The sequence below is a fragment of the Kribbella sp. NPDC054772 genome (assembly GCF_053611945.1).
The window spans coordinates 391,819-416,059 of record NZ_JBSHBJ010000001.1 but is presented as its reverse complement, the minus strand read 5'-3'; the positions used below and the strand labels follow the sequence as shown (position 1 = coordinate 416,059).

At 68.6% G+C, this 24,241-nt stretch carries 20 protein-coding genes; all 20 read right to left on the bottom strand.

The window, feature by feature from the left end:
• Positions 1 to 68 precede the first annotated feature (68 nt).
• Positions 69 to 2,180, bottom strand: coding sequence for a protein kinase domain-containing protein (locus ACWGID_RS02070; protein WP_452193543.1), 2,112 nt, complete (start codon positions 2,178 to 2,180; stop codon positions 69 to 71).
• Between the two features lie 48 nt (positions 2,181 to 2,228).
• Positions 2,229 to 2,789: a hypothetical protein gene (locus ACWGID_RS02065; protein ID WP_452193541.1), complete on the bottom strand. Its 561-nt coding sequence runs from the start codon at positions 2,787 to 2,789 to the stop codon at positions 2,229 to 2,231.
• A gap of 36 nt (positions 2,790 to 2,825) precedes the next feature.
• Positions 2,826 to 3,935 carry an XdhC family protein gene (locus ACWGID_RS02060; protein WP_452193539.1) on the bottom strand — a complete coding sequence of 370 codons (1,110 nt, stop codon included), beginning with the start codon at positions 3,933 to 3,935 and terminating at the stop codon, positions 2,826 to 2,828.
• The gene (locus tag ACWGID_RS02055) at positions 3,928 to 4,410 is read right to left on the bottom strand and encodes a (2Fe-2S)-binding protein (RefSeq protein WP_452193538.1); all 483 of its coding nucleotides are present in this window, start codon (positions 4,408 to 4,410) and stop codon (positions 3,928 to 3,930) included. The genes ACWGID_RS02060 and ACWGID_RS02055 overlap by 8 nt, the downstream gene beginning before the upstream one ends.
• Before the next feature lie 7 nt (positions 4,411 to 4,417).
• Positions 4,418 to 6,763, bottom strand: a complete 2,346-nt coding sequence (locus ACWGID_RS02050; RefSeq protein WP_452193536.1) for a molybdopterin cofactor-binding domain-containing protein — start codon at positions 6,761 to 6,763, stop codon at positions 4,418 to 4,420.
• A gap of 119 nt (positions 6,764 to 6,882) precedes the next feature.
• A complete protein-coding gene (locus ACWGID_RS02045) occupies positions 6,883 to 8,106 on the bottom strand; it encodes a PucR family transcriptional regulator (RefSeq protein ID WP_452193534.1) in 1,224 nt (407 codons plus the stop codon).
• A gap of 47 nt (positions 8,107 to 8,153) precedes the next feature.
• A complete protein-coding gene (locus ACWGID_RS02040) occupies positions 8,154 to 9,176 on the bottom strand; it encodes a polyprenyl synthetase family protein (RefSeq protein WP_452193532.1) in 1,023 nt (340 codons plus the stop codon).
• Entirely contained in the window at positions 9,173 to 10,762 is a 1,590-nt protein-coding gene (gene nuoN / locus ACWGID_RS02035) for an NADH-quinone oxidoreductase subunit NuoN (RefSeq protein WP_452193530.1), read from the bottom strand. The genes ACWGID_RS02040 and nuoN overlap by 4 nt, the downstream gene beginning before the upstream one ends.
• On the bottom strand, positions 10,759 to 12,282 hold the full coding sequence (locus ACWGID_RS02030) for an NADH-quinone oxidoreductase subunit M (RefSeq protein ID WP_452193528.1): 1,524 nt from the start codon (positions 12,280 to 12,282) through the stop codon (positions 10,759 to 10,761). The genes nuoN and ACWGID_RS02030 overlap by 4 nt, the downstream gene beginning before the upstream one ends.
• Entirely contained in the window at positions 12,279 to 14,147 is a 1,869-nt protein-coding gene (nuoL, locus tag ACWGID_RS02025; protein ID WP_452193526.1) for an NADH-quinone oxidoreductase subunit L, read from the bottom strand. The genes ACWGID_RS02030 and nuoL overlap by 4 nt, the downstream gene beginning before the upstream one ends.
• 11 nt (positions 14,148 to 14,158) lie before the next feature.
• Positions 14,159 to 14,458, bottom strand: coding sequence for an NADH-quinone oxidoreductase subunit NuoK (nuoK, locus tag ACWGID_RS02020; RefSeq protein ID WP_355678169.1), 300 nt, complete (start codon positions 14,456 to 14,458; stop codon positions 14,159 to 14,161).
• Positions 14,455 to 15,258 carry an NADH-quinone oxidoreductase subunit J gene (locus ACWGID_RS02015; RefSeq protein ID WP_452193525.1) on the bottom strand — a complete coding sequence of 268 codons (804 nt, stop codon included), beginning with the start codon at positions 15,256 to 15,258 and terminating at the stop codon, positions 14,455 to 14,457. The genes nuoK and ACWGID_RS02015 overlap by 4 nt, the downstream gene beginning before the upstream one ends.
• Positions 15,255 to 15,803 carry an NADH-quinone oxidoreductase subunit NuoI gene (gene nuoI, locus ACWGID_RS02010; RefSeq protein ID WP_452193523.1) on the bottom strand — a complete coding sequence of 183 codons (549 nt, stop codon included), beginning with the start codon at positions 15,801 to 15,803 and terminating at the stop codon, positions 15,255 to 15,257. The genes ACWGID_RS02015 and nuoI overlap by 4 nt, the downstream gene beginning before the upstream one ends.
• The gene (nuoH, locus tag ACWGID_RS02005) at positions 15,796 to 17,115 is read right to left on the bottom strand and encodes an NADH-quinone oxidoreductase subunit NuoH (RefSeq protein WP_452193521.1); all 1,320 of its coding nucleotides are present in this window, start codon (positions 17,113 to 17,115) and stop codon (positions 15,796 to 15,798) included. The genes nuoI and nuoH overlap by 8 nt, the downstream gene beginning before the upstream one ends.
• A gap of 73 nt (positions 17,116 to 17,188) precedes the next feature.
• Positions 17,189 to 19,627, bottom strand: a complete 2,439-nt coding sequence (locus ACWGID_RS02000) for an NADH-quinone oxidoreductase subunit G (protein WP_452193519.1) — start codon at positions 19,625 to 19,627, stop codon at positions 17,189 to 17,191.
• Positions 19,624 to 20,934 carry an NADH-quinone oxidoreductase subunit NuoF gene (gene nuoF, locus ACWGID_RS01995; protein ID WP_452193517.1) on the bottom strand — a complete coding sequence of 437 codons (1,311 nt, stop codon included), beginning with the start codon at positions 20,932 to 20,934 and terminating at the stop codon, positions 19,624 to 19,626. Before nuoF ends, ACWGID_RS02000 begins: the two co-directional genes overlap by 4 nt.
• 2 nt (positions 20,935 to 20,936) lie before the next feature.
• A complete protein-coding gene (nuoE, locus tag ACWGID_RS01990; RefSeq protein ID WP_452193515.1) occupies positions 20,937 to 21,656 on the bottom strand; it encodes an NADH-quinone oxidoreductase subunit NuoE in 720 nt (239 codons plus the stop codon).
• Positions 21,657 to 22,994 (bottom strand): NADH-quinone oxidoreductase subunit D, encoded by a 1,338-nt coding sequence (locus tag ACWGID_RS01985; protein ID WP_452193514.1) that lies wholly within the window; start codon positions 22,992 to 22,994, stop codon positions 21,657 to 21,659. It lies immediately after the preceding gene.
• Positions 22,994 to 23,689, bottom strand: a complete 696-nt coding sequence (locus ACWGID_RS01980) for an NADH-quinone oxidoreductase subunit C (protein WP_452193513.1) — start codon at positions 23,687 to 23,689, stop codon at positions 22,994 to 22,996. Before ACWGID_RS01980 ends, ACWGID_RS01985 begins: the two co-directional genes overlap by 1 nt.
• Entirely contained in the window at positions 23,686 to 24,240 is a 555-nt protein-coding gene (locus tag ACWGID_RS01975; RefSeq protein ID WP_134120407.1) for a NuoB/complex I 20 kDa subunit family protein, read from the bottom strand. The genes ACWGID_RS01980 and ACWGID_RS01975 overlap by 4 nt, the downstream gene beginning before the upstream one ends.
• Position 24,241 lies beyond the last annotated feature (1 nt).

Below are 24,241 nucleotides of genomic sequence, written 5' to 3'. Positions count from 1 at the left end.
AGCCGCGCGCGGTACCACCGAACGCGGACCAGCAGCTTGCGGTCATCCGGATGTCACGATGAGGACGGCTACGGCTGCTGACTCTTGATCTCGCGGCTCAACTCGTCCGCCAGCGCCTCGACCTTGGCCGGGTCGGGAGAGTCGAGATCCTCGCCGTGTTCGAGCGTCACCTCGAGGACGACGTTCTCGATCCGAACCTCCACCGAGAGACCGGTCGAGTCGTGGGACGCGATGGAACCCGCGTAGCCCCGGCGGAAGGACTCGTCGCCGAGCTGCAGCTCGGCGTGGCTCTTTCCGTCCACTGTCGTCCGCGTCCGGTGCCGCTGCATCACCTGCTTGGCCTCCGCCACCCCGTCGTACCGGTCGACATCGACCTCGAGTTCGGTCGAGCTGTCACCGTCCAGGTTCTCCCAGCTGCAGCGGACGTAGTCGTCGCCGTCATACCCGTCTTCGCCGCCCGAGCCACCCAGCACTGCCTGGACGCGCTTGTCCGACAGGATCGCCGAGCCGCACGTGTCCGGCGTCGACGTGAAGTCGTTCAGGCGGGCGACGAACCCGATCCCCCAGACGATCGCCACGACGACCGGGATCACCACCGCGGCGGGGACGAGTACCGCGGGCGGAGGCCGCCGGTCGTTCGGGGTCTGCGCGCCGCGGATCGCCGGGATCGTCAGCAACGCCGTCAGGACGATGAGTACGCCGCCGGCGGCGAGGATGGCCTCGACGTAATTGAAGTCGCGGAAATCGTGGCGGTTCTCCTCGATGAACCCGAGGAACCCGCCCGCCGCGAGCGCGCCGAACAGGAAAGCGGCGAAACCGAGCCACCGGACCTTCCTGGTCGCCCGTTTGAGCTCCTCGGCCGGGACCAGCCGACGGCGGGCCGCCTTGCAGAGCCGTTGGCAGATCGCGAAGGCCAACAAGGCGATGCCGAACAGGATGATCGTTGCGATCGGGAGCTGGGGAACCACCACCAGACCGCCGCCGGCCATCGCCTCGCCGGTCACGAGCGCAGTTCCCGACAAGGCGGTGGGTAGTCCGATCCAGCGGGCGAGACGGGGCGTCACTTGAGCGCCGAGTGCAGCGCCCGCGGCGCACACGAGGCCCAGAGCGGCCAAGATCCAGACCGGCATCCCGTCACTCAACGAGTAGACGAGAAGGGCCGTGAACGCTCCTACCGCAGCGTTCAACGCGAACAGCAGCGCACGGAGTGCTCGCAGTACCCGTACGCCCGAGTCGAGTTGGGGGAAGTCTTCCGGGACGACCCGCTCAGGAGGTTCGTTCATCAGCTTGGTGCCGCTGCGGACCTTGTCGGTGGATTTGTTGTTGTCGGCAACGACCGTCGGGTTCTCGAACGTCGGGTAGCCGCCGGCGATCGCGAGTAGCTGTTCCCGGGCCGTGCGAGCGTCCAGGCGGCGGGCCGGGTCGCGTTGCATCAGGCCGACGATCACCGGTGCGAGCCGGCCGGCCAGGCGCATCGGTTCGGGGTCGCGGGTGAGGACCGCCCCGATCATCGCAGGCAGGTCGTCGAAGTCGTACGCGTGCCGCCCCTCGACCGCGTAGTACAACGTCGCCCCGAGCGCCCAGAGGTCGGCGGGTGCCCCGGGCTCGGCGCCGGACAGTCGCTCGGGGGCGACGTACCCCAGCGTCCCCGTGACGAGCCCGGTCCCGGTCAGTGTCCGAGTGGCGCCGGCGACCGAGGCGATCCCGAAGTCGGTCAGCATCCAGCGGTCGTCGCCGCCGAGCATCACGTTCTGCGGCTTCACATCACGGTGCAGTACGCCGTTCGCGTGCGCGGCCGTCAGCGCCTCGATGAGCCGTACGCCGAGCTCGGCCGCCCGGCGTGGGTTGAGCGGACCGTTCGTTCGCACCGCCTGGTCGAGCGTCCGGCCCGGCAGCAGCCGCATCACGATCCACGGGCTACCCGCTTCGTCCACGACGTCGTGAATCGTCACGATCGCCGGATGGTCCAGCCCGGCCGCCGCCCGCGCCTCGCGTACGGCGCGCATCCGCAGCTTCTCCTGCTCCTCGGGGTTCAGCCCGTCCGGGATCCGGAGCTCCTTCACCGCGACCTCGCGGTGCAGGACGGTGTCGAACGCCTTCCACACCGTCCCCATCCCGCCGACACCGAGCGGTGGTTCGTTGAGGACGTATCGGCCGTTGGCGAGGGTGCGGTCGGTCACCGGATCGACCCTAGCCGTGACGGGGTGCCACGCGGGGCGGAGCAGCAGCTAACGGTCAGCGAATGTCACGATGAGGACGGTCGCGGCCAGGACGGTGTCCAGCACGCAGCAGAACTCCGACATCGACCGGACGACGACCCGGTCGACGCGATGGTGGTACACGTCCCACCCGGCGTGCACCAGTAGCCCACCGGCGACCAGCAGCCCCGCCACTGTCTGGTTCACCTCGAGCGCTACCAATGCAGCCGCGGCCAGAACGATCATGGCCACGGACTGCACTGGCAACCCCCAGGCCGGCCGCAGTGCCCCGCGAATCACCCCGTACGCCGCGAGGACAGCGGCCAGCGCCAGCATCAGCCAGCTCGCGTTGACGGTCTCGACCCGGGAGCCGATCCCCACCAGCACGAAGCTGACCGCGAACACCGGCCACGCCGCACCCCGCCTCCGTAGCGCCGCGGCCCCGAGGTACACGAATCCGGACGCCGTCACGACCGCGGCCACGTCGGCCCCACTCGCCAGCCCCACCGACGTGAAGGCAGCCATCGCCGCCCCGGCCCCCGCCGGCCACCGCCGCACGATCCACGGCCGCCGTACCCCTGCTGTGTTCATCGGAGCAGTAAACCGACGCGGACTTTCAGATCGCTTTCAGACCGGGGCGCCGTGGATCCGGCCGGTGGTGGTGGACAGCGGGCGGGCGGTGGCGGCGGCTCGGGTGGCGATGATCTCGGCGGCGATCGAGATCGCGGTTTCCTCCGGGGTGCGGGCGCCGAGGTCGAGGCCGGTCGGGGACGACATCCGGGCCAGCTCGCCCTCGGTCAGGCCGGCGGCGCGCAGCCGGGACAGCCGGTCGTGGTGGGTGCGACGCGACCCCATCGCGCCGATGTACCCGGCGTCGGTCCGCAACGCCAACTCCAGCAGCGGTACGTCGAACTTCGGGTCATGCGTCAGCACACACAGCGCCGTACGGCGATCCACCGAGTCGAGCGCACCGGCGAGGAACCGGTGCGGCCAGTCGACGACGACCTCGTCGGCCTCGGGGAACCGCGCTCGGGTGGCGAACACGCCGCGCGCGTCGCACACCGTCACGTGGTACCCGAGGAACTTGCCGACCCGCGCCACGGCCGCCGCGAAGTCGATCGCCCCGAACACGAACATCCGTGGCGGTGGGGTGAACGACTGCACGAACACCGCGACCTCGGTACGCCGGCATTCGCCGTGCGCGCCGTACTCGCGGATCGCCGTGGTGCCGGTGTCGAGCAGGCCGACGACGTCCTCGGCCACGGCCGCGTCGAGCCCGGGATTCCCGAGACTCCCGGCGACTCCGTCCGGCCCGACCACGAGACGCCGACCCAGGCCGTCGTCCGCACGCACCACTGTCGCCACCGCCACCGGTCGCCCCGAGTCGACCGCGGCGGTCACCGCCTCGAAGTCCGCGAACGAAGCCCGGTCCACCGGCTCGACCAGCACCTCGATGATTCCGCCACAGGTCAGGCCGATCGCGAACATGTCCTCGTCCGAGACGCCGTACCTGCGGACCGCCGGTACGCCGGTCCGGATGACTTCCCGAGCGACCTCGTACACGTCCGCCTCGACGCAACCGCCGGACACGCTGCCGACCGCGACACCGGTACCGGACACCGCCATCGCGGCACCTGGTTGACGCGGCGCCGAGCGGAACGTGTCGATCACCGTGGCGATCGCGAACCGCGCGCCGTCGGCGTACCACTGGCGGACGTGCGGGAGAACGTCACGCACGCATGTTCTCCGCGCCGGCCTTGACGGCGTCACGAATCCGCGAGTACGTGCCGCAGCGGCAGATGTTGCGCAGCTCGTCGAGGTCCGCCTCGGTGATGTCGCGACCCTCCGCGCGGGCCTGCTTCACCTTCGCGACCGCCGCCATGATCTGGCCCGGCTGGCAGTACCCGCACTGCGCGACGTCGTACTCGAGCCACGCCTCCTGCATCGGGTGCAGGTCCTTGCCGACGGTGTCCGGCAGTCCTTCGATCGTGGTGATCTCGTCGGTCGCCGCGATGTCCTTCACCGGCACCGAGCACGGGTTGAACGCCTTGCCGTTGATGTGCGAAGTACAGGACTTGCAGACGTTCAGCGCGCAGCCGTACTTCGGCCCGGTGACGCCGAGCAGGTCGCGAAGAACCCACAGCAGCCGCACGGAGTCCTCGGCGTCGACACTGATCTGTTTGCCGTTGAGCTTGAAAGTGTGAGTGGGCATGGGTTCCTCAGAACGTGTGGTCGAGGCCGTCGGTCGGCGACTGCGGAGTGGACGGCTGCACCGGCAACGGCTCGAACCCGAGCTTGCCGTGGTTGATCGGGAAGTACGTCGGCATCGTGCCGGTCGCCCGCGCGTAGGCACACGCGACGGCGGCGAACGCCGGAGCCACCGAGAGCTCACCGGCACCGCCCGGGCTGTCGCTCGTGTTCGGCATGATCACCACCTCGACGTCCAGCGGAGAGTTCCATTCGCGGGTGTAGAAGTAGTTGTCCCAGCTGCCTTCGAGCGGGATGCCGTTCTTGATGTGCAGGCTCGACGTGAGCGCGAGGGCGATCGCGTCCTGCAGGCCGCCGAACATCTGCGCCTCCAGACCGCGCGGGTTGATGCAGAACCCCGGGTCGACCACGATCACCGCCTTGGTCACCCGCGGTCCGGTCACCCCCTCGCCCTCGACCGGCCGGTTCACCGTCTCGGGCCGGCAGTCGATCTCGACCAGCGTCGCGACCGCGGCCCGGTACTCCGAGTGCACGCCGACACCCTGCGCCATCCCCTTCGGCATCGTCTTGCCCCAGTTGCCGACCTCGGCCGCCTTGTTCAGCACCGCGAGCAACCGCTTGTCCTTGAGGAAGTTGCGACGGAACCGCACCGGGTCCTGGCCGAGCTTCGCGGCCAACTGGTCGACCACCAACTCCTCGGCGCACACCACGTTCGGCGAGTAGATGTTGCGCATGCTGCCGGTGTTGAACTTCAGCGGCACCTCGTTGAGCAGCTGCGTCGTGACACCGAAGTTGTACGGCGACGACTGCGTCAGCTCGAAGATCGTCTCGGCGAACGACAGGTTGCCCCCGACCGGCAGGTCCGCGGCGAACGCCGTGATCATCTCGCCGAGACCGTGACCGAAGTCGGTCTGCACGCTCGTATGCCGCTGCTCGTAGGTGAGCACGTTGCCGGCCAGATAGTTCACCCGGACCCTGGACGTGCTCATCGGGTGCGTGCGGCCCTGGCGGAAGTTGTCGGTCCGGGACCAGGACAGCTTCACCGGCTTGCCCATCTTCTGCGAGATCTCCGCTGCCTCCGCCGCCACGTCGTGGAACAGGTGCCGGCCGAACGAACCGCCGCCCTGGACGACGTGCACCGTGACCGCGTCGATCGGCAGACCGAGCTGTTTCGCGATGTCCTCCTGGGCCACGATCGGGACCTTGAGGCTCGCCCAGATCTCGGCGCTGTCCGCGCGGACGTCCGCGATCGCGCAGTCCGGCTCCAGCGGGCTGTTGCTGGCGAAGGCGAAGACGAACTCGGCATCGATCGTCTTGGACAGCAACGGCGGCACGGCCATCGGCAGCTGGGCCGCGCGCAGCTTCGCCAGCACGGTCGCATCCGACTCGTCGTCCACGGTGCCCGGTCCCCAGGTCGCGTCGACCTTCTGGATCGCGTCGATGCACTGACCGAAGGTCTCGCCGCGGATCGCGACACCGTGCGCGATCGCGACCACGTCGGTGATGCCGGGCAGCGCCCGCAGCGCCGCAAGGTTGTTGACCGAACGCAGCGTGCCGTTGATCGTCGGCGGCCGGGCCACCATCGTCGGCTTCGCGTGCGGGACCTGCATGTCCATCGCGAACTGCTTGCGCCCGGTGACGATGTCGTGCGCGTCGACCCGGCTTCGTGGCTTCCCCAGAACGGTGAACTCGGAAGCGGACTTGAGCTCCGCGGAAACCGTGATCGTCGTGGCACTCGCGGCCGCCTTGGCCAATGATCCGTACGTCGCGGTTCGCCCGCCCGGGCCACTCAGTACGCCGTTGCGGGTGGTCACCTGAGCGGCCCCGACACCCCACCGCGCGGCGGCCGTGTCGACCAGGCGCTGCCGCGTGATCGCAGCCGCCGTACGCACCGGGAGGTACATGCTGCGCATCGAGTTGGAGCCGCCGGTCAGCTGGTTCATCAACAGTTCGGGCCGGGCGTCCGCGAGACCGATCTCGACCTTCTCGATCGGCAGGTCGAGCTCCTCGGAGACCATCATCGCGAACGCGGTCGTGATGCCCTGACCGACTTCGGCCCGGGGTACCGCGAAGTACGCCGTACCGTCGGTGCGCAGCTCGACCGTGATCAGGCCGGAGGTCGGTGCGGCCGCGAGGTTCTGCAGGTCACCGAGGTCGAAAGCGTCCACCGGCTGCGGAATCGAGGGCACCGCGGCGTCGGCCGGGCGCGGGTCGTGCGAATCGGCGAGCCAGCTCACGCCGACCGCGAGCGTCGGCGCGGCGATCAGGTAGCCGAGGACGCGCCGCCGGCCCAGCAAACCGCGTCTGTCGGCCGGCGTCTCGCTTGATGGGTGCGACCAACGACGATGTTCGGCCATGAAGGTTCCTCTGCTCGAGCAATGCTGGGAACGCAGTCTGGCAGCGCCGGCGCCGCGGCGGCATGGCCAAGATGCCCACGTTTTCTCCTGCTTCGCTGTGCACAACGCACAGGCTTCGGTCAGCCGAGCGGGAACAGCCGGACCGCGCGTAACGCCAGGCCGAGCTCCAGGTGGAAGCCGTCGTCGGTCAGGTCGCGTCCGGTGATCTGATGAATCCGGTGCAGCCGGTTCAGCACCGTGTTGCGGTGGCAGTGCGCGAGCTCCGCCGTACGACGGACGGATCCGGCCGCCGTCACCCACTTGTCCAGGGTGTCGAGCAGTAGCTCACGTTCGGCCGCGGCGATCGTTGTCAGCGGCACCAACCAGGTATGGACCAGTTGCTCGGCGAGTTCCGGTGCGCTGAGCAACAACGCCTCGGGCAGCCGCTCGGTCAAGGTCACCACGTCGACCTGACCGGCCGGCAGCGTCCGCCGCGCGAGCATCGCCTGCCGGTACCCGACTTCCACCTCGGCCAGGCCGGAGACGACACCGGACAGCCCCGCAGGCGCATGTACGGCGTCGCGCAGGTTCCGCAGTACCGTTTCCGCGGATTCCGTGCCCAGAGCAAGCAGACCGACGACTGTCTGCGGTCGCACCTGCCACGCCGAACCAACGCGGACTCCAGCGAGCCGGCGCTGCAGTGAAGCCGTCGTGCACTCGTCGTCGACCAGGTTGTCGATCGCAACCACCAGGTACGGACCGGCCACCGGTACGTCGAGCACCGTGGCCGCCTCCTGCACGAACGCGCGATCCTTCGCCCGCCCGTGCAGCAATCCCTCCCAGAGCGTCGACCGCCGCCGCTCGTCCGCACGCACCGCATGCCGTTCAGCAGCGTGATAGGCGGCCGCGACCTGCGACGACGTACGGTCGACGACCTCCCAGACCTTGCTCGCAACCTCGAGCAACGCCTCGGAATCGACCACACCCTGAGCGCGGGCCTCGTCGATCAACGCCTCCCACACCAACCGCCCACCGAGCCGGAACGACTTCAGTACGTCGTCCAACGGCATCCGCTGCTCGGCACGGCGCCGCCCAGTCGCGAGCGCGGCGTCGAACAGGTGCACGCTGGGGCGATCCCCCGCGGCAACCATCTGCACGACCCGGGCCACGTTGTCATGACACGACCGCCACAGATCCTGCTGCGGCACCGAATCCAGCTCGCGGTACGCCGGGTTCTGCTCGTAGATCGTCTCGACCAGCGCATCGGTCAGCGCGGGCAGGTGCAGCAGCACGCTCTCGGCCAGCGACTCCACCGTCAGTGACGTCACCGGCAGCGCGACGTCCTGACCCGCAGCCTTACTCATAGTCGGCACAGCATCGCACACCGTTGCCGTGCCGGACAGACCTCGCGTCAGACGCTGCGGGCAGCCACCAGATCGCAGAGGGCGTCGAGGGCCTGGCGGCCGGGGCCGTCGGGCAGGCTGGCCAGGAGCTTGCGGGCGTCGGCCGCGCGGCGGCGTACGTCGTCCTCGGCCTGGCGGAACGCGGCGTGCGAGCGGAGCAGCTCCAGTGTCTCGGACAACCGGGCGTCGTCGGACAGATCGGAGTCCAGCAGCTCCAGCAGACGGGCGTCGGCGGGGTCCGCCGGGTCCGCCTGGGCGCGGAAGATCAGCACCGGAAGTGTCGGTACGCCCTCGCGGAGGTCGGTGCCCGGGGTCTTGCCGGACTGGTCGGACTCCGAGGCGATGTCGAGGATGTCGTCGGCGAGCTGGAAGGCCACGCCGATCTCCTCGGCGAACGTCCGCAGCGACTCCTGGATCTCCACCGAGGCACCGGCGAAGCGGGCACCGAAGTGGACGGACGTCGCGAACAGCGAACCGGTCTTGTCGGCGATCACCGACAGGTAGTGCTCGAGCGGGTCCTGGCCTTCGCCGACGCCGAGGGTCTCGCGGATCTGACCCTCGACCAGCCGGCCGAACGTGCGGGCCTGGATCCGGACCGCCTCCGGGCCGAGATCGGCGACCAGGTCCGAGGCGCGGGCGAACAGCCAGTCGCCGGACAGGATCGCGATCGAGTTGTCCCAGCGGGCGTTCGCCGTCGCCGAGCCACGGCGCAGCGCCGCCTCGTCCATCACGTCGTCGTGGTGCAGCGTCGCGACGTGCGTCAGCTCGACGACCGCCGCGGCCGTCACGACCTCCGGAGAGGCCGGCTCCGGACCGAACTCGGCCGCCAGCATCACCAGCATCGGCCGGAACCGCTTGCCACCGACGAACATGACGTTCTGGGCGGCGGCCGTGACGAACGGTGCCTCGGACTGGGTGGAGTCACGCAGCGCCTGCTCGACGGCCTCCAGCCCAGCACGAACCCGGGACTCGAGCGCCGCATCGGCGAACTCGAATCCCAGGCTCTCGGCCGGCAGCGGGGTCGGACTCAACGGATGAACTCACCAGCTCGGGCCGCCAGGTCCAGCACCGGTCCGGGGACCAGACCGAGGACGACAGTGGCGGCGAGACCCAGCGCCACGGCGCTCGTGGTCTGCCATCCCGGCAGGGCCACGTCCGGCGAGTCGGCCGGCAGGTCGGAGAAGAACATCAGCACGATCACGCGGACGTAGAAGAACGCGGCGACCAGGCTGGACAGCACCGCGACCACGACCAGCGGCCACGCGCCACCCGACCAGGCCGCGCTGAAGACCGCCCACTTGCCGGTGAAGCCCGCGGTCAGCGGGATGCCGGCGAAGGACAGCAGGAAGAACGCGAAGATCCCCGCCAGCAGCGGCGACTTCTTGCCCAGACCCGCCCAGCGGGACAGGTGCGTCGCCTCGCCACCCGCGTCGCGGACCAGCGTCACGACCGCGAACGCGCCGATCGTCGGGAAGCCGTACGAGACCAGGTAGAACAGCACCGCCTGGGTCGAGGTGATCCCGTTGTGGTTGCCGCTGCTCACCTGCGACAGGCCGACGAACGCGGTCAGCAGGAAGCCCGCGTGCGCGATCGACGAGTAGGCCAGCATCCGCTTCACGTCCGACTGGGTGATCGCCACGATCGAACCGACCACCATGGTGAGGATCGCGACGATCCACATCATCGGCGCCCAGTCCCAGCGGGTGCCGCCGAGGGCGACGTAGAAGACCCGCATCAGACCGACGAACGCGGCGATCTTGGTGCAGGCCGCCATGAACCCGGTGACCGGCGTCGGCGCACCCTGGTACACGTCCGGCGTCCAGGAGTGGAACGGTACGGCGCCCACCTTGAACAGCAGGCCGACACCCAGCAGACCGGTTCCGGCCAGCAGGATCGTGTCGCCACCGGTCTGCGTGGCCAGCGCGTCCGAGATCCCGCCCAGCGACATCGTGCCGGAGTACCCGTAGAGCAGCGCGATGCCGAACAGCAGGAACGCCGAGGAGAAGGCGCCGAGCAGGAAGTACTTCATCGCGGCTTCCTGCGAGATCAGCCGGCGGCGGCGCGCCAGCCCGCAGAGCAGGTACAGCGGCAGCGAGAAGACCTCGAGCGCGACGAACAGCACCAGCAGGTCGTTCGACGCCGCGAACAGCATCATGCCGCCGACCGCGAACAGCGTCAGCGGGAAGATCTCGGTGTGCTCGATGCGCGCCGCCGTACCCTCGCGCTCGGCCTCGGAGCCCGGTACGGCGGCCGCCTGGCCGGCGAACGCCGACAGGCCACCGTCGACCGAACGCTCGGCGAACAGCAGCACGCTGATCAGCGTCAGCGCCAGCAGGATGATCCAGGTGAACAGCGCCGGTCCGTCGACCGCGATCGCACCCTGGGCGGCGATCAGTTCCTTCTTACCGTCGATCAGGATGCCGGTCAGGATGCCGGCCGCGACGATCGCGACCACGGCGATCGCCAGCTGCACCAGGTGCCGCAGCTGCCGCGGCAGGAACGCCTCGACCAGCACGCCGATACACGCCGCCGCGAAGAGCACGAGCAACGGCGACAGCTCGTTGTACTCGATCTTCGGCGCTGTGAAATCCGCCAACGGCAGCAACAACGCGCTCACTTCTGTCCCTCCGTCGCGGGGATCTCCGGGGCCGGGTCGGTGACGCCCACATGCTGCATGGTCGCGTCGACCGCCGGCTTGATGATGTCGACGATCGGCTTCGGGAAGATCCCGAGCCCGATGATCAGGACGACCAGCGGTGCGATCGCGAAGATCTCACGCTTGTTCAGGTCCTTGAGCTTCTCGATCCCGTCGCGGACCGGGCCGGTCATCGTGCGTTGGTACATCAGCAGGATGTACAGCGCGGCCAGCACGATACCGAGCACCGCGATCACCGCGATCACCCGGTGCTTGCTGAACGTCCCGGCCAGCACCATGAACTCGGAGATGAACGGCGACAGCCCCGGCAGCGCCAGGCTGGACAGGCCGGCGAACAGGAACGTCCCGGCGAGCACCGGTGCGACTTTCTCCACCCCGCCGTAGTCGGCGATCCGCGCGGACCCGCGCCGGGAGACCAGGTAGCCGGCCACCAGGAACAGTGCCGCGGTGGAGAGACCGTGGTTGAACATGTACAGCGTCGACCCGGTCAGGCCCTGCGACGTCAGCGCGAAGATACCCATCACGATGAAGCCGAAGTGCGAGATCGAGGTGTACGCGATCAGCCGCTTGATGTCGGTCTGGCCGATCGCCAGCAGGGCGCCGTACAGGACCGAGATCAGCGCCAGCACCAGGACCACCGGGGTGGCCCACTGGGACGCGTTCGGGAACAGGCCCAGGCAGAACCGGATCATCCCGAAGGTGCCGATCTTGTCCAGGATGCCGACCAGCAGCACCGACGTCCCCGGCGTCGCCTCACCGGCCGCGTCCGGCAGCCAGGTGTGGAACGGCACCATCGGCGCCTTCACCGCGAACGCGAACATGAACCCGAGGAACAGCCAGCGCTCGGTGTTCTGGCTCATGTCCAGCTTCATCATGTCGCTCAGCAGGTACGACGGTGCGCCCTGCTTGGCCGAGACGACGTACAGGCCGACGACCGAGGCCAGCATCAGCAGACCGCCGAGCAGCGAGTACAGCAGGAACTTCACCGCGGCGTACGAACGCTGCGGGCCGCCGAATCCACCGATCAGGAAGTACATCGGGATCAGCGTGGCCTCGAACAGCACGTAGAACAGGAACACGTCGGTCGCGGAGAACACGCCGATCGACAGCGCCTCGAGGCCGAGGATCCAGGCGAAGAAGGACTTCTCCGACCAGCGGCCGTGCTGCGCGTCGTTCCAGGACGCGATGATCACGATCGGCGACAGCAGCGCGGTGAGCACCACCAGGACCACACCGACACCGTCGAGGCCGAGCGCGTAGTGCGCGCCGAAGGCCTTGATCCAGGTGTGCGTCACCGAGTAGTCCTCGGGACCGTTGCGGTGGTAGCCGATCGCGATGATCGCGGCCAGCACCAGCGTCACGAGCGAGAACCCGAGCGCGACCTGCTTGGCCGTCAGCGCCTTCGCCTTCGGCACCAGCATCGTCGCGATGGCCCCGACGAACGGCAGGAGCAGTAACAGGGTCAGCCAACCGATGTTCACGACAACCTCACCGCGAGGAGGGCGACGACCACGAATGCGGCGCCGAAGACCATGCTGAGTGCGTACGAACGGACGAAGCCCGTCTGGACCCGGCGGAGCCGGCCGGACAGACCGCCGAACAGTGCGGCCAGCCCGTTGACCAGGCCGTCGATGCCCCGGTTGTCGAGCCAGACCAGCGTCCGGGTCAGGTACTGCCCCGGGCGCATGAAGACCGCCTCGTTCAGCGCGTCGCCGTACAGGTCACGACGGGCGAACTTGGTGATCGGCGAACCGGCCGGCGCCTCGCGCGGCACCTCCCGGCGGTACATCAGCACCGAGATCGCGATTCCGACGGCGACCACCGCGAGGGTGATGATCGTCATCACCACGGCGCTCACCGGCGCGTGCGCCTCTTCGTGGCCGACCACCGGCTCGAGCCAGTTCACGATCCAGTGCCCGGCGAAGTACAGCGCACCGCCGGCCAGCGACAGCGCGGCCAGGATGATCAGCGGCCAGGTCATCAGCTTCGGCGACTCGTGCGGGTGCACGTCCTCGTCCCAGCGCTTCTTGCCGAAGAACGTCATGATCATCACCCGCGTCATGTAGAACGCGGTGATACCGGCGCCGAGCAGCGCGCACAGACCGATCACCGTGTTGTCCGCGAACGCGGCCTCGATGATCTTGTCCTTGCTGAAGAAGCCGGCCCACGGCGGGATGCCGAGGATCGCCAGGTAACCGAACGCGAACGTGACGAAGGTGATCTTCATCGGCGTCCGCAGGGCACCGTAGTGGCGCATGTTCACGTCGTCGTTCGTGCCGTGCATCACCGAGCCGGCACCGAGGAACATGTTCGCCTTGAAGAAACCGTGCGTGAGCAGGTGGAAGATCGCGAACACGTACCCGGCCGGGCCGAGGCCCGCGGCGAGCATCATGTAGCCGATCTGGCTCATCGTCGAACCGGCCAGCGCCTTCTTGATGTCGTCCTTGGCGCAACCGATGATCGCACCGGCGAGCGCGGTGACCGTACCGACGATGACCACCGCGGTCGAGGCCGCTTCGGTCTGCTGGTAGATCGCGCCCGAGCGCACCACCAGGTAGACGCCGGCGGTGACCATGGTCGCCGCGTGGATCAGCGCCGACACCGGGGTCGGGCCTTCCATCGCGTCCAGCAGCCAGGACTGCAGCGGCACCTGCGCGGACTTACCGCAGGCCGCCAGCAGCAGCATCAGGCCGAGCAGCGTGGCCCAGGTCTTGGTCAGCTGGTCGGCACCCGCGAACACGGTGCTGAAGGCCGAGGAGCCGAAGACGACCCACATGCTCATCACCGCGAGCGAGAGGCCGATGTCACCGACCCGGTTCACCACGAACGCCTTCTTCGCGGCGACCGCGGCCGAGTTCTTGTGCTGCCAGAACCCGATCAGCAGGTACGACGCCAGACCGACGCCCTCCCAGCCGACGAACACCAGCAGGTAGTCGGCCGCGAGCACCAGCAGCAGCATCGCCGCGACGAACAGGTTCAGGTACCCGAAGAACCGCCGCCGCCGCGGGTCGTGCTCCATGTAGCCGATCGAGTAGATGTGGATCAGCGAACCCACACCGGTGATCAGCAGCACGAACAGGATCGACAGCGGGTCGATCAGCAGACTGAACTCGACCTTGATGTGGCCGACCGAGAACCACTCGAACAGGTTGACCGTCTCGGACCGCTCGTCACCGGACAGGCCGCGCATCTGGAAGAACAGCACGACGCCGCAGGCGAAGGAGATCAACGGCGCCAGGGTGCCCAGCAGGTGACCCCACGCGTTGGTGGCCTTGCCACCGAGCAGCAGGATCGCCGCGGACACCGCCGGTACCGCGACCAGCAGCCACGTCAGCTCATGACTCATCGGTGCTTACCTCAGTACTTGAGCAGGTTGGCGTCGTCGACCGAGGCCGAGCGACGGGTGCGGAAGATGGCCATGATGATCGCCAGCCCGATCACGACCTCGGCCGCGGCCACCACCATCACGAAGAAGGCGGCGATCTGGCCGTCGAGGTTGCCGTGCTGGCGGGCGAAGCTGACGAACGCGAGGTTGGTCGCGTTCAGCATCAACTCGACACACATGAAGACGACGATCGCGTTCCGGCGGACCAGCACGCCGAGCGCGCCGATACTGAACAGGATCGCCGAGAGCACGATGTACGGCTCGGTACTCACTTGTCGTCCTCCTCAACCGGGTACTCGCCGTCGTTGGTGAGCTCGCGCACCTCGTCGACGTCCGCACGCTCTTCGGCTTCGGGGAACACGGTGCCACGTGCCTGGAGCACGCGCGAAACCGAGGTCGGCGCGATCGACCCGTCCGGCAGCAGGGCCGGCGTGTCGACGGCGTTGTGCCGGGCCAGTACGCCGGGAGTCGGCAGCGGACCGGGGTGGATCCCCTGGTCGGCGTACTTGCGGATCCGCTCCTCGGCGTGGTCGCGCTGCGTCTTCTTCTTGGTCAGCCGCTCGCGGTGGGCCAGCATCATGGCGCCCATCGCCGCGGTGATCAGCAGCGCCGAGGTGACCTCGAACGCCCAGACGTACTTGCCGAACAGCAGTGCCGCGATCGCCTTCGGGTTGCCGTCCGGCTGCGCGTCGGTCAGCCCCAGCGGGTTGCCGTAGACCGCGCTGCCGACCGCGGCGACCAGCAGGATGCCGAAGCCCAGGAAGGCGATGCCGGCGAGCAGTCGCTGCCCGCGGATCGTCTCGACCAGCGAGTCGGACGCGTCGACGCCGACCAGCATCAGCACGAACAGGAACAGCATCAGGATCGCGCCGGTGTAGACGATGATCTGCACCGCGAACAGGAACGGTGCGTCCTGGGCGGCGTACTGCACCGCCAGGCAGATCATCACCGTCGCCAGCAGCAGTGCCGAGTGCACCGCCTTACGGACCAGCACCATGCCGATCGCGGCCAGGATCATGACCGGAGCCAGCATCCAGAACGCGACCTGCGGGCCGGTGACCAACGGCATCATTTGGCGTCACTCCCCTCGGCCGGTGCGGCCGCGCCGGTGAGACCGAGGTAGTAGTCCTTCTCGGTCGCGCCGAGCTGCATCTCGTGCGGCGGCTCCTGCATGCCCGGGAGCATCGGCGCCAGCAGGTCCTTCTTCTCGTAGATGAGGGACTCGCGGCTGGTGTCGGCCAGCTCGTACTCGTTGGTCATGGTGAGCGCCCGGGTCGGGCAGGCCTCGATGCACAGACCGCAGAGGATGCAGCGCAGGTAGTTGATCTGGTAGACCCGCCCGTACCGCTCGCCCGGCGAGAACCGGCCGCCCTCGGTGTTGTCCGCGCCCTCGACGTAGATCGCGTCCGCGGGGCAGGCCCACGCGCACAGCTCGCAGCCGACACACTTCTCGAGCCCGTCCGGCCAGCGGTTCAGCTGGTGCCGGCCGTGGAAGCGTGGGGCGGTCGGCTTCTTCTCGAACGGGTACTCCTCGGTGAACACCTTCCGGAACATCGTCCGGAAGGTGACCCCGAACCCGGCTACCGGGTCCCAGAGGGACTCTTTGACACTAGCCACGGCTGCCTTCCTTGCTCCGGCTGTCGGTCTCGCTTCGGCTCGGGACGTTCTCGAGCGGTGGGGGCACCGGGAAGCCGCCGGCGAAGGCGTCGAACTCCTCGCCGTCCGCGACCTCGGTGTTGTCTTCCTTCGGCTTCTGCGGGATGAACATCGTGACGATCGCGATCACCAGCACCACCGCGGCGGCGACCAGCAGCGTCGTCCGGCTGAAGTTCGTCTCCCGGCCGACCGCGCGCACGGTGGCGACCAGCAGGATCCAGGCCAGCGAGATCGGGATCAGGATCTTCCAGCCGAGCTTCATGAACTGGTCGTAGCGCAGTCGCGGCAGCGTTCCGCGCAGCCAGATGTAGAAGAAGATGAAGCACATCAGCTTGCCCATGAACCACAGCACCGGCCAGTAGCCCGAGTTCGCGCCGTCCCACAGGGAGATCGGCCACGGAGCCCGCCAGCCGCCCAGGAACAGCGTGGTGGCCAGGGCCGACACGGTCGCCATGTTGATGTACTCCGCCAGGAAGAACATCGCGTACTTGATCGAGGAGTACTCGGTCAGGAAGCCGGCCACCAGCTCGCCCTCGGCCTCGGGCAGGTCGAACGGCGCGCGGTTCGTCTCGCCGACCATCGAGACCACGTAGATCACGAACGACGGGAAGAGCAGGAACGCGTACCACCCGGGCAGCGGGATCGACGCCCCGAACCAGTGCACGGTCTGGTGCGACTGCGCCGCCACGATCTCCGAGGTGGACATCGAGCCGGCGAACAGGAACACGGTCACCAGGGCCAGGCCCATGGCGACCTCGTACGAGATCATCTGCGCGCTGGACCGCAGACCACCGAGCAGCGAGTACGTCGAGTTCGACGACCAGCCACCGAGGACGATGCCGTAGATACCGATCGAGGCGACCGCCATCACGTACAGCACCGAGACCGGCAGGTCGGTGAGCTGCAGCCGGGTGTAGGTGTCGGTGAACGGGATCCGCACCGTCGGGCCGAACGGGATCACCGCGAAGGTGAGGAAGGCCGGGATGGCGACGATCGCCGGCGCCAGGATGAAGACCAGCCGGTCGACACCCTTCGGCATCAGGTCTTCCTTCAGCATCAGCTTCACACCGTCGGCCAGCGACTGCAGCAGACCCTGCGGGCCGTGCACGTTCGGGCCGATCCGCTGCTGCATCCGCGCGACCACCCGGCGCTCCCACCAGATGTTGAACAGTGTCAGCACCACGAGGAAGACGAAGATGAAGAGGACCTTGATGAGGATCACCCACCAGGGGTCGTGACCGACCCCTGCGTCGGGTACCGCCAAAGCCATCATGCCCGTCCTCGCTTCGCTGCGGGCGCGCATGATGCGGGCATGCTGGCTTGGATGATGAACTCGCTACGCTCGTTCATGAGTTCCCTCCGGCGATCGTCACGATCGAGCCATGGTCTGCGTGCAGCGACCGGCGGACGTGGGAGTCGGCCGAGTTGGTCGGCAGCCAGACCACGTTGTCGGTCATCGGGGTGACCACCACCGGCAGCCGGATGCTCCCGGCGTCGGTGCTGACCACCAGCTCGTCCCCGTCGACGACACCGGCGCGGTGCGCGGTGGTGAGCGAGATCCGGGCGACCGGCTTGCGCGCGGTCGCGGTCAGGTGTGGCTCACCGTCGCAGGCGCGGCTGTCGTCGATCAGCATCCGCCAGGTCGCGAGCCGGGTCGAGTCGAACGCCCCGAGCGCCGGAGCAGCCTGGTACGTCGGCTCCTGCGCGCGGTCGCCGTCCCAGCGCCCGAGCTCGTCGAACTCCTGCTTCGCGCCGGCCGGCGTGCTGAAGCCGAGCGAGTGGCCCATCTCCTGCGCCAGCGCGGCCAGCGCACGGACGTCCGGCATCGCGGTCGGCACCTTGAGCACCACCGGGAACGGCCGCTCGCGGCCCTCCCAGTTCACGAAGGTGCCGGACTTCTCCACCGTCGGAACGACCGGGAAGACGACATCGGCGTACTCGGTCACCTGCGAGTTGCGGACCTCCAGGCTGACCACGAACGGTGCCGCCGCCAGTGCGGCCAGCGCCGCCGCCGGGTCCGGCAGGTCGTCGATCTCGACACCCGCGACGACCAGCGCACCCAGCGCACCGGCACCCGCCAGAATCTCGGTCAGGTCCTTGCCGTTCTCGCCCGGGAGGTTGTCGATACCCCACGCGGCCTGCAGGTCGACCCGCGCGTGCGCGTCGCTGACCAGCCGGCCACCGGGCAGCAGGCCCGGCAGGCAACCGGCCTCGAGCGCGGCCCGGTCACCCGCGCGCCGCGGGATCCAGGCCAGCTGAGAACCGGTGTCGAGCGCCAGCCGCAGCGCGGCCGAGTACCCACCCGGCACCGACGCGAGCCGCTCGCCGACGACGATCACCGAGTCCGCACCGAGCGCGGCCCGGGCAGCAGCCCCAGCCTCACCGGCGTTCCCCAGATCACCGAGTACGGCAGCCTCGGTGCCCGGCGAAGTGTGGACGACGACGCCGTCCAGCTTCTCCACACCGCGGGACGCGTACGCCGCGATCGTGAACACCTTGGTGCCGTGGTTCTTCACGCCCTTGCGGACCCGGAGGAACACCGACGGCGACTCCTCCTCGGGCTCGAACCCGGCGAACAGCACCGAGTCGGCCTTCTCGAGATCCGCGAACGTCGTACCCAGGCCGGCGCCGGCCACCGCGGCGGCGAGGAAGTCCGCCTCCTCCGCGGAGTGCGGGCGGGCCCGGAAGTCGATGTCGTTGCTGCCCAGGGCGACCCGGGCGAACTTCGAGTACGCGTAGGCGTCCTCGAGCGGCAGCCGGCCACCGGTCAGCACCGCCGCGTTGCCGCGGGCCGCGGTCAGCTTCTCCGCCGTGAAGGTCAGCGCCTCCGGCCAGGACGCCGGCCGCAGCTCGCCGTTCTCGCGGATCATCGGGTGCGTCAGCCGGTCACCGGTGGTCGCGTACTGGAACGCGAAGCGGTCCTTGTCGGAGATCCACTCCTCGTTGACCTGCGGGTCGTCACCGGACAGCCGGCGCATGACCTTGCCGCGCCGGTAGTCGACCCGGATCGCCGCACCGGACGAGTCGTGCTCGGCCACCGACGGCACCGACACCAGGTCGAACGGCCGCGAGCGGAAGCGGTACGCCGCACTCGTCAGCGCACCGACCGGGCAGATCTGGATGGTGTTGCCGGAGAAGTAGCTCTCGAAGGGCTCCTTCTCGTAGATGCCGACCTGCTGCAGCGCGCCCCGCTCGATCAGCGCGATGAACGGGTCACCGGCGATCTGCTCGGAGAAGCGGGTGCAGCGCGCGCAGAGGATGCAGCGCTCGCGGTCCAGCAGCACCTCGGCCGAGATGTTGATCGGCTTCGGGTAGGTCCGCTTGATGCCGTGCGACTCGTGGAACCGGGACTCGCCGCCGCCGTTGGTCATCGCCTGGTTCTGCAGCGGGCACTCGCCGCCCTTGTCGCAGACCGGGCAGTCCAGCGGGTGGTTGATCAGCAGGAATTCCATCTGCCCGCGCTGAGCCTTCTCGGCCACCGGCGAGCTCACCTGGGTCCGGACCACCATGCCGTCGGCGACGGTGATCGTGCAGGAGGCCTGCGGTTTCGGCATCCCGCGGCCGTTCCCGGCGTCGGTGATCTCGACCAGGCACTGCCGGCAGGCGCCGACCGGGTCGAGCAGCGGGTGGTCGCAGAACCGCGGGATCTGGGTCCCGATCTGCTCCGCGGCGCGGATCAGCAGGGTGCCCTTCGGAACCTTGACCTCGATGTCGTCGATGGTCACGGTCACCAGGTCGGTGCGCTCCACCTCCGTGGAGGCCGGCGGGTTCGCTTGGATCGTCATGCGCTAGCTCCAGCAGTCGCGAAGACAGTGCTTGCCATCGGGTCGAACGGGCAGCCGCCGTTCTCGAAGTGCGCCAGGTACTCGTCCTTGAAGTGCCGGATCGAGCTGCTGATCGGCGCGGTCGCACCGTCGGCCAGCGCGCAGAACGAGCGGCCGGTGATGTTCTCGCACAGGTCCAGCAGGGTGGCCAGGTCCTCTTCGGTGCCCTGACCGCGCTCGAGGCGCTCGAGGATCTGCACCAGCCACCAGGTGCCCTCACGGCACGGGGTGCACTTGCCGCAGGACTCGTGCTTGTAGAACTCGGTCCAGCGCAGCACCGAACGCACGACGCAGACCGTGTCGTCGAAGATCTGCAGCGCCTTCGTCCCGAGCATCGAACCGACCGAGCCGACACCCTCGTAGTCCAGCGGTACGTCGAGGTGCTCCGCGGTCAGCAGCGGCGTCGACGAACCACCAGGCGTCCAGAACTTCAGCTCGTGGCCCGCGCGGACACCGCCGGCCAGATCGATCAGCTCGCGCAGCGTGATACCCATCGGGGCCTCGTACTGCCCCGGGCGGGTGACGTGCCCGGACAGCGAGTACAGCGTCATGCCCTTGGACTTCTCGGTGCCCATCGAACCGAACCAGTCCGCACCGTTCTTGATGATCACGGGAACGGATGCGATCGACTCGACGTTGTTGATGACAGTGGGGCAGCCGTACAAGCCCGCGACCGCGGGGAACGGCGGACGCAGCCGAGGTTGACCGCGACGACCTTCCAGCGAGTCCAGCAGCGCCGTCTCCTCGCCGCAGATGTAGGCGCCGGCGCCGGCGTGCACGATCACGTCCAGGTCGTAGCCGCTGCCGAGGATGTTCTGGCCGATGTAGCCGGCGTCCTTGGCTTCCTGGACCGCCTGCTGCAGCCGGCGGATCACGTGCAGGACCTCACCGCGGACATAGATGAACGCCGCGGACGCGCGGATCGCGTAGGACGCGATGATGACGCCCTCGACCAGCGTGTGCGGCGAGGCCATCATCAGCGGGATGTCCTTGCAGGTACCCGGCTCGGACTCGTCCGCGTTCACGACCAGGTACTTCGGCTTCGGGTTGTCCTGCGGGATGAAGGACCACTTCATGCCGGTCGGGAAGCCCGCGCCGCCACGGCCGCGCAGTCCCGAGTCCTTGACCGTGGCAACGACATCGGCCGGCTGCATGGTGAGCGCCTTGCGCAGGGCGTCGTACCCGCCGGTGCGCTGGTACGAGGCCAGCTGCCAGGCGTTGATCTGGTCCCAGTTGTCGGACAGCACCGGGGTCAGCACGTCGGTCATGGTCAGCCCTCCTTCGGGGTCTCGGAGCCGTTCGGGGCCGACCAGTTGCGCTCGCGGGCCAGGCGGAGGCCGGCCAGCGAGGCCTTGCCACCGGTCGGGCCCTCGTCGGCGCGGCCGTCCGGGTATCCGGCGAGCACCCGCTCGGCCTCGCGCCAGGTGCAGATCGTCGCACCGCGCGGCGACTTCACCTCGGTGCCGTCCCGCAGGTCGTCGACCAGCTGGGTGGCGCTCTCCGGCGTCATGTCGTCGAAGAACTCCCAGTTCACCATCATCACCGGCGCGTAGTCGCAGGCGGCGTTGCACTCGAGGTGCTCGAGGGTGATCTTGCCGTCCTCGGTGGTCTCGTCGTTCCCGACGTCGAGGTGCTGCTTGAGCCGCTCGAAGATCAGGTCGCCACCCATCACCGCGCACAGCGTGTTGGTGCAGACGCCGACGTGGTAGTCACCGACCGGGCGGCGCTTGTACATCGTGTAGAAGGTGGCCACCGCCGACACCTCGGCGCCGGTCAGCCCGAGCACCTCGGCGCAGGCTTCGATGCCCTCCGGGGTGACCCGGCCCTCGACCGACTGCACCAGGTGCAGCATCGGCAGCAGCGCGGACCGGCCGACCGGGTACCGGGCGGCCAGCTCGCGCATCTCTGCGATCGTGGTCTCGGTGATCTTCGAGTCGCCGGTGCTGTAGGGCACCGTCTTGTCGGTAGAAGTCGTGTGGTTCTCGGCCATTTAGCGGTCCACTCCACCCATCACCGGGTCAAGGCTGGCGACGGCGACGATCACGTCGGCGACCTGGCCGCCCTCGCACATGATCGGCATCGCCTGCAGGTTTGCGAAGGACGGGTCACGGAAGTGCACCCGGAACGGCTTGGTGCCGCCGTCGGAGACGACGTGCGCACCGAGTTCGCCACGCGGCGACTCGATCGCCACGTAGGCCTGCCCGGCCGGCACCCGGAAGCCCTCCGTGACCAGCTTGAAGTGATGGATCAGCGCTTCCATCGACTCGCCCATGATGTGCTTGATGTGGTCGAGCGAGTTGCCCATCCCGTCGGCGCCGACGGCCAGCTGGCTCGGCCAGCCGATCTTCTTGTCGGCCACCATCACCGGCTGGCCTTCCATCTTCTCCAGCCGGCTGACGCACTGCTCGATGATCTTCAGCGACTCGTGCATCTCCTGCAGCCGGACCCGGAAGCGTCCGTACGAGTCCGAGCTGTCCCAGGTGGGGACGTCGAAGTCGTAGGTCTCGTAGCCGCAGTACGGCTGGGACTTGCGCAGGTCCAGCGCGTAGCCGGTCGAGCGCACCGTCGGGCCGGAGATCCCGAGCGCCATGCAGCCGGCCAGGTCGAGGTACCCGACGTTGCCGAGCCGGTGCTTGAAGATCGGGTTCGCGTTGCAGAGCTCGGCGTACTCCGGGAGGTGCTTGTTCATCCAGGTGATGTACTCGCGGATCGAGTCCAGCGCACCCGGCGGCAGGTCCTGCGCGACGCCGCCCGGCCGGATGAACGCGTGGTTCATCCGCAGCCCGGTGATCAGCTCGAACAGGTCCAGGGTCTTCTCACGCTCGCGGAAGCCGATCGTCATCACGGTCAGCGCGCCGATCTCCATACCGCCGGTGGCGATACAGACCAGGTGGCTGCTGATCCGGTTGAGCTCCATCAGGAGCACCCGCATGACGTTGGCCTTCTCCGGGATCTCGTCCTCGATCCCGAGCAGCCGCTCGACGGCCAGGCAGTACGCCGCCTCGTTGTAGAACGGCGACAGGTAGTCCATCCGGGTGACGAACGTGACGCCCTGCGTCCAGGAGCGGAACTCCATGTTCTTCTCGATACCGGTGTGCAGGTAACCGATGCCGCAGCGGGCCTCGGTGACCGTCTCACCGTCGAGCTCCAGGATCAGCCGGAGCACGCCGTGCGTGGACGGGTGCTGCGGGCCCATGTTGACGACGACGCGCTCTTCCGGCTCCTCGCCGAGGCCGGCCACGACCGAGTCCCAGTCCTGGCCGGTGACGGTGAAGACCTTGCCCTCGGTGGTGTCCCGAGTGGTCGCGTAAGGGTCTGTAGTGGTCATCAGTTGTACGACCTCCGCGTGTCGGGCGGTGGGATGACAGCGCCCTTGTACTCGACGTCGATACCGCCGAGCGGGTAGTCCTTGCGCTGCGGGTGACCCGGCCAGTCGTCGGGCATCTGGATCCGGGTCAGCGCCGGGTGTCCGTCGAAGATGATGCCGAAGAAGTCCCAGGTCTCGCGCTCGTGCCAGTCGTTGGCCGGGTAGACCGAGACGATCGACGGGATGTGCGGGTCGCCGTCGGGCGCCGACACCTCCAGCCGGATCCGGCGGTTGTGGGTGATCGACAGGAAGTGGTAGACGGCGTGCAGTTCGCGGCCGGTCTCGTGCGGGTAGTGCACCCCGCTGACGCCCGAGCAGAACTCGAACCGCAGCGCCTCGTCGTCGCGCAGGTGCTGGCAGACCTCGACCAGCTTCTCGCGCTGGATGTGCAGCGTCAGCTCGCCGCGGTCGACGACGACCTTCTCGATCGCGCCGTCACCGACGAGCCCCTCGAGGCGCTCGGTGGCGCCGTCGAACCAGCCGCCGTACGGCTTCGGGGTCGCGCCGGGCAGGACGACGTCGCGCTTCAGACCGCCGAACCCAGAGGTGTCGCCGGTGCCGCGGACACCGAACATGCCCTCGCGCTCCTCGATGACCTCCGGCCGCGAGACCTGCGCCTCGTCCGGGGTAACCGGAAGATTTTCGGAGTCGCTCACCGCAGCAGACCCTTCATCTCGATCGTCGGCGCGGCGGTCAGGGCCGCGGCCTCCTGCTCGGTCTGCAGCGCCTTCTTGTGCGCGCCGAGCTTCATGTGCTGGATCTGGTCGTGGATCTTCAGGAAGGCGTCCAGCAGCATCTCCGGCCGCGGCGGACAGCCGGGCAGGTACATGTCGACGGGTACGACGTGATCCACGCCCTGCACGACGGCGTAGTTGTTGAACATGCCGCCCGAGGACGCGCAGACGCCCATCGCCAGCACCCACTTCGGGCCGGGCATCTGGTCGTAGATCTGGCGCAGCACCGGAGCCATCTTCTGGCTCACCCGGCCGGCCACGATCATCAGGTCGGCCTGCCGCGGCGAAGCCCGGAAGACCTCCATGCCGAACCGCGCGGCGTCGTACCGCGGGGCGCCGGTGGTCATCATCTCGATGGCGCAGCAGGCCAGCCCGAAGGTTGCCGGCCACAACGAGGCCTTACGCATGTAGCCGAGCAGTCCTTCGACGGTGCTCAGCAGGACGCCGGCCGGAAGCTGTTCCTCAAGACCCATG

What these genes read in the sequence shown, in the direction of transcription:
- ACWGID_RS02065 (WP_452193541.1), bottom strand. Translation starts at nt 2,789, where the DNA reads ATGAACACAGCAGGGGTACGGCGGCCGTGGATCGTGCGGCGGTGGCCG.
- ACWGID_RS02055 (WP_452193538.1), bottom strand. Translation starts at nt 4,410, where the DNA reads ATGCCCACTCACACTTTCAAGCTCAACGGCAAACAGATCAGTGTCGAC.
- ACWGID_RS02050 (WP_452193536.1), bottom strand. Translation starts at nt 6,763, where the DNA reads ATGGCCGAACATCGTCGTTGGTCGCACCCATCAAGCGAGACGCCGGCC.
- ACWGID_RS02045 (WP_452193534.1), bottom strand. Translation starts at nt 8,106, where the DNA reads ATGAGTAAGGCTGCGGGTCAGGACGTCGCGCTGCCGGTGACGTCACTG.
- nuoL (WP_452193526.1), bottom strand. Translation starts at nt 14,147, where the DNA reads ATGAGTCATGAGCTGACGTGGCTGCTGGTCGCGGTACCGGCGGTGTCC.
- ACWGID_RS02015 (WP_452193525.1), bottom strand. Translation starts at nt 15,258, where the DNA reads ATGATGCCGTTGGTCACCGGCCCGCAGGTCGCGTTCTGGATGCTGGCT.
- nuoH (WP_452193521.1), bottom strand. Translation starts at nt 17,115, where the DNA reads ATGATGGCTTTGGCGGTACCCGACGCAGGGGTCGGTCACGACCCCTGG.
- ACWGID_RS02000 (WP_452193519.1), bottom strand. Translation starts at nt 19,627, where the DNA reads ATGACGATCCAAGCGAACCCGCCGGCCTCCACGGAGGTGGAGCGCACC.
- nuoF (WP_452193517.1), bottom strand. Translation starts at nt 20,934, where the DNA reads ATGACCGACGTGCTGACCCCGGTGCTGTCCGACAACTGGGACCAGATC.
- nuoE (WP_452193515.1), bottom strand. Translation starts at nt 21,656, where the DNA reads ATGGCCGAGAACCACACGACTTCTACCGACAAGACGGTGCCCTACAGC.
- ACWGID_RS01985 (WP_452193514.1), bottom strand. Translation starts at nt 22,994, where the DNA reads ATGACCACTACAGACCCTTACGCGACCACTCGGGACACCACCGAGGGC.
- ACWGID_RS01975 (WP_134120407.1), bottom strand. Translation starts at nt 24,240, where the DNA reads ATGGGTCTTGAGGAACAGCTTCCGGCCGGCGTCCTGCTGAGCACCGTC.